Below are 4,737 nucleotides of genomic sequence, written 5' to 3' on the forward strand. Positions count from 1 at the left end.
GGTGTCCAAACAGATTTTGGCTTTTTGCACAACACCAAAATCCAAGAAAGAGCTTGCAGTATTTTGCGGCTTCAAAGATTTAAGAAACTTCACTTTGAAGCATATCAATCCGCTTTTAGAATCCGGGCAATTAGAAATGACTATTCCCGATAAACCTAAAAGTCGCAATCAAAAATATATTACAGTTCGTTCCGAATAAACAGAGAAGCAGGGCATTGGGTCTCATCTCCCATTGTCCTGCTTCTTTTTTATTCCAAATTATATTCACATCATTTACCCATACATCCAATCCTGAATTGCATATTTTAAATCCTGTACCTTACCCAACAGCTAGATTGCAGCCAGCGGCAGCCCCATCGGACTAATCAAAAATGCCATCATCAACAAAATAAACCCGTTCTGCGGAGAATATGTAATCAACACTGCAACACCTAATAAAGCAAGAATCATGCTGATAATCCCCAGAACCAGACCGGATACATAAACAAGGCCAAGACATATCCAGACAAAAAGTGTCAATGCAACAACAATTGGCGCAACAGCAATCATCAATAGTAGTTTCAAAATTTTTTGCGCAATCAGCATTTCATCAGCTCCTCCTTCAAACGATCCACATATTTCTTACACAGAACACTAATCTGTTTTTCATCATCTTCTGTCAGTTCACGCCTTCCCTGGGTCAGTTAGTCTGCGTGACGCTCAGATGAAATAGTGCCATCGGCTTTCAACTCCTTTTCTCTGTTCTCTTGACCGATATGGGTAATCGCCATGTGACGGACGGCTCGCTGGACTTCGGACAGGGAAAAGATGTGTTCCATCAGCTCTGTCATTTCGGTGCGTGTGAGATCTTTGACCTCCGGGGCAAGGCTCTCAACCGTGCCGCCCAGATTGCAAAGGCGGTGGGTGCGCTTGGTGCTGTTCCTGTGCAAGCTGCGTCTCGGCTCGTTCCTTTTCGGCTCGAAGCTGTTCAAGGGTTTTCGGTTTTGTCATTGTAATTGACCTCCTTTTTTGATTTTGCGGATAAAAAAAGACCGTCAACTTTTCGCATAGTGCGACCAGTCAACGGTCAGTTTTTCGGTATTCAGTTGTTATGTTCTGTTTGACAAACTTGAATTGAGATTTCACCTGTTTTAAGAGATTTAATAACTGTTATATTTTGTTATTAAATTCTCCACAAGCCCTTGAAAACACTGGATTTATCGCAGGTGAGCTTTTCCTTATTGTTTCCCTTGTGTTATATCGTCCCATCAGTGTTTACGAACTCTGATAAGGGCAAATACAAGGGCAAGAAAAATCTATAAAACAGTATAACACAAAATAAAAGTGACATGGTGAACTGATTGAAATGCTTCTGATTTTTGTAACTGATAATTGATTGAATGATAAGGAGAGATAAGATACGATGAGAACAATATTTGCAGAATACAATCCACAGCGCAATAGTATTGATGTTTACACCTCTGCTGGCTATATGCTCCGCATTGATTGCTGGGAAGCTGAAAAGAATTTAAAAACTACACCCGGATCAGACTGTGCATTAAACGCACTTGCTATTGATGAACCACTTGAATATGTACGATTATATTTGGACGGGAATATGCAGATGTGGGTAGATGCAGAAGATTCATTAGAACTATGGTGATTTTTCGACGGTGTGAAATTTTTTCTGTAAATTCAGATCTTCTATGATAATTGATGCGGCTTAATAGCAGTTTTCTGTTGTTAAGCCGTTGTTTATTTAATAGCAAAAATAAGCCGGTATGTCAAGAACCCCCAGAAAATCTGAACGTACATTTACTCTTGATCATCCGGCTTATTTTCAACAGCACTAAGATTACCTTTTTTAATATTGTTTGGGATACTCCCTCCATAACCGTCACATCAATTTTATACTTTACTTCGATTTCAACTTTTTCTGGTGGATTGACTAAAAGCCTGTCAATATCATTTTCCTCAACACCAGCCATTTTTGCTATCGTTAGCTTGGATATGCCATAATAGGAAACAAGCAGTTCCAACCAATGCACCAATTTGATATTTCCCTTTTACCGAATCCTTTTATGCCTTAACATCACAACTTCCTCCGATAGATGGAGCTGTACCTACTGCCTGTGCTACAACATTCTCTGTAATGCTTTTCATATCCGTACCAATTGCAAATATTGTACATCTATCTTCCTGAATTTTCTTCATCTTCTCTTTTCTTTCAGCTCTCCGTTCTGCAAGTTTTTGTTCATTTTCTTTCCTTTTCTCGATTTTTCTATCTTCATCAGCCTTTTTTTGTTCTTCGCTTGGTCCTGTAATAACCATGGAGCCCATATTACCATCCTTATCTATCCATACCTGACGATACTTAACTTCACTACCAGTCATTGATTTAATCATTGAGTCAGCCCATCTATCTAATGCTGGAATTTTTGACAACATATTTTCATATTTTGTGGCAACCTCTGGATTACTCATCATCCTATTTAAAATCTCAGGAGCAATCCTCACATCTGTTTTTCCTGTACGATTAGCTGTTTTTACATTTTTATCCGAACTTCCTACCACAATATCTATTTGAGGATTTTTTTCCTGCAATTTTTTTACATAATCTTCCTGACTCTCTTCTGTTTTGCTCACCTGTAAATTTTCCTTTGTTTTTTGAATATCACAAGCTGCCTTTTTAACCGTGTTCTTGTAACCTGATGCATAATACGATGTGTAACTGCTGTTATTGATACCTGTAATTGCCATAATCCTACCTCCCTGTTATTGAAACTTAAAATAATTTCTATTATATTGAACGACTTGGATATTTAATTTCCGTTGATGTAAATTCATCTTCTGCCGAAACATTGATATGCCCACTGCTGTCAATAGCATACTCTTTACCATAAACGAAAAACGTATCTCCTTCTTTATATCCGATTTCTATCCAGTTTATATCATTTAACTGTTTTATCTTTGCGTCAACATTTATGGTCTTTCCTGATTCCTGCAATAAATAAGTGTGTTTTCCTGCTCCCGCATCTATAGAAAAGAATCCCGGAGAAATCCCGACTTTCTCACAGACGGACAATACCTCCTCATTGCTGTAGAGATACCCCCACACACTCTTTCCCTGTGCCAGATCAGACAGGATATTGCCTGCCTTACACATTTCCCACTTATAATTTGTTCCTTTTTGATTTGTATTCTCTGCAAGCAACGATTCCGAGGCTGCCCAGCCTATTCTTCCATTATTGACCGTCCATGTATATTTACCGCCACTTGATGTTGTCCATGCATAATAACTTTTATTACTTAGTACCAGAGAATTATTCGCAGCACAAATGCCTGACATGGTGCTTGTATTCATTTTCGGTACTGCATAATTAGGTACTACCTGTCTGCTCCCATTAAGGTCAAAGGAAATAACCCCGTACTCCTTAAAATCAGAATTATATCCACAGGAAACATTCTCCCCAAAATTGATTGCATCCAAAATAGCACTTGAATTATTATAGTTTGCAAAATAATAAGCTAATTCACTGTTAGAAATATTCGCATTTTTATCTATCAGTGCAGCTATGGATTGCTTTGAAAAGCCTCGTGCAGCATCAGAAATACTTAAACTGTCCTGTTTTTTATTATTTCCTGCTCCAAGCAACATCTGTATTGCTTTTTGGTGTATTCCTGCCTCTGCCTGCTTTGAATATGTCAACAGCTGGTTTACTGTGTTTACATCTGTTACTGTCTTCATAATTATTCTCCAAACCCTTTTTCAACATTAAACGCCAAACATATGCTGCAATTTGTCCAGCATATTATTTACTCTGCCTTCAACAGCTTCTGGCTGATTCCTTAATTCATACCTGCTTCCATAGTAATCATTTAAACGGTCTTTCATCTCATTACAAAATAATTTTTGATCTGTTTTACCATTTAAAAACTGATTGCAGATACCACTTATCTCTTTCTTCTCATTTGTATAAAAAGCTGTCTCATCTGAGATTATTTCTGACTTGTACTTATAAGATTCTGTTTTGCTTCCAATTCCAACAACCATGTAATCTGGTGTCATTCTCTCCATGATGGAATTACGTGCTGAATCATTAAAATGAACATATTCGTCAATCATGTCTGAAAAACCAGCTTGAAATTGCTCTGGAACATACATTTCATTTACTTTCCTTAGCCCCACTTCACTTGCACTTAACAAAAATACAGATTCATAAGAAGTTCCTCTATATCCCTCCTGAGCATTCAAAGAATCTACATCTGCTGTCATTGCATTAATCTTCTCTTTTAAATCTTTCATTTCATCTTCTGTCAAATATTCAGAAGCATTTTCGTCCAGCCATTTTTCAAAAACCTCTGACTGATTTTCCGAACAGCCTTCAAACGCACTTTGTTCTCCAGAAATGGAAGCTGCTTTCAAATCTAATTTGAATAAATTTTCACATTTATATTCTGCTGGTATCTCTCTTATCTCTCCCATAATAGATGAAAAATGCATTGTATGAAAATCCGATACCTTATTACGAGCAGTCTCAACTAACTTTCTTGCTGAATCACTGATTTTCACATCATCCTCCGAAATAATATTCTGAGGAACAGTTGTTTTCTTCTCAACCTTATTTTTTATCATCTCTGGATTATTAATATACCTATTTCCTTGAACTTTCATAGCAACCTCCTTTGCTTTCTTTATCGGATAAAATAACCTGTTCTCCTAGTCCCATATCATCAAACGACCATATTACGCACACA

The 4,737-nt window shown here is 37.4% G+C and carries 7 protein-coding genes and 1 pseudogene; 2 read left to right on the forward strand and 6 right to left on the reverse strand.

Annotation, left to right across the window (positions count from 1 at the left end; translation table 11 throughout):
* The coding region (locus OCV96_RS18140) for a Fic family protein (RefSeq protein ID WP_345780267.1) at positions 1–199 on the forward strand (199 nt) is incomplete at its 5' end.
* Positions 200–330: 131 nt separating this feature from the next.
* On the opposite strand, the gene OCV96_RS18145 is transcribed toward OCV96_RS18140, so the two are convergent.
* Both OCV96_RS18145 and OCV96_RS18150 read right to left on the reverse strand, forming a co-directional pair.
* Positions 331–585: a CD1845 family protein gene (locus OCV96_RS18145; RefSeq protein ID WP_262595098.1), complete on the reverse strand. Its 255-nt coding sequence runs from the start codon at positions 583–585 to the stop codon at positions 331–333.
* Between the two features lie 98 nt (positions 586–683).
* Positions 684–990 (reverse strand): annotated as a pseudogene (locus tag OCV96_RS18150) (DUF3847 domain-containing protein).
* Between the two features lie 412 nt (positions 991–1,402).
* Between OCV96_RS18150 and OCV96_RS18155 the strand changes: the two are divergent.
* On the forward strand, positions 1,403–1,642 hold the full coding sequence (locus tag OCV96_RS18155) for a DUF6061 family protein (RefSeq protein ID WP_055232114.1): 240 nt from the start codon (positions 1,403–1,405) through the stop codon (positions 1,640–1,642).
* 121 nt (positions 1,643–1,763) lie between these two features.
* Here the strand turns inward: OCV96_RS18155 and OCV96_RS18160 are convergent, their stop codons facing one another.
* The 4 genes from OCV96_RS18160 to OCV96_RS18175 are packed head-to-tail and all read right to left on the reverse strand — an operon-like array spanning position 1,764 to position 4,654.
* Complete coding sequence (locus OCV96_RS18160; protein WP_262595099.1) at positions 1,764–2,027, reverse strand: HTH domain-containing protein; 264 nt, start codon at positions 2,025–2,027, stop codon at positions 1,764–1,766.
* Positions 2,028–2,058: 31 nt separating this feature from the next.
* The gene (locus OCV96_RS18165; protein ID WP_262595100.1) at positions 2,059–2,739 is read right to left on the reverse strand and encodes a DUF6033 family protein; all 681 of its coding nucleotides are present in this window, start codon (positions 2,737–2,739) and stop codon (positions 2,059–2,061) included.
* A gap of 40 nt (positions 2,740–2,779) precedes the next feature.
* Complete coding sequence (locus tag OCV96_RS18170; protein ID WP_055175149.1) at positions 2,780–3,727, reverse strand: hypothetical protein; 948 nt, start codon at positions 3,725–3,727, stop codon at positions 2,780–2,782.
* A 27-nt stretch (positions 3,728–3,754) separates the two neighbouring features.
* The gene (locus OCV96_RS18175) at positions 3,755–4,654 is read right to left on the reverse strand and encodes a hypothetical protein (protein ID WP_021739841.1); all 900 of its coding nucleotides are present in this window, start codon (positions 4,652–4,654) and stop codon (positions 3,755–3,757) included.
* Positions 4,655–4,737: the final 83 nt, after the last annotated feature.

Source organism: Waltera acetigignens, from assembly GCF_025567015.1.
GTDB classification, from domain to species: Bacteria; Bacillota; Clostridia; order Lachnospirales; family Lachnospiraceae; genus Acetatifactor; species Acetatifactor acetigignens.

Coding starts and splice junctions, on each gene's coding strand:
- OCV96_RS18145 (WP_262595098.1), bottom strand. CDS start 585: ATGCTGATTGCGCAAAAAATTTTGAAACTACTATTGATGATTGCTGTT.
- OCV96_RS18155 (WP_055232114.1), top strand. CDS start 1,403: ATGAGAACAATATTTGCAGAATACAATCCACAGCGCAATAGTATTGAT.
- OCV96_RS18165 (WP_262595100.1), bottom strand. CDS start 2,739: ATGGCAATTACAGGTATCAATAACAGCAGTTACACATCGTATTATGCA.
- OCV96_RS18170 (WP_055175149.1), bottom strand. CDS start 3,727: ATGAAGACAGTAACAGATGTAAACACAGTAAACCAGCTGTTGACATAT.
- OCV96_RS18175 (WP_021739841.1), bottom strand. CDS start 4,654: ATGAAAGTTCAAGGAAATAGGTATATTAATAATCCAGAGATGATAAAA.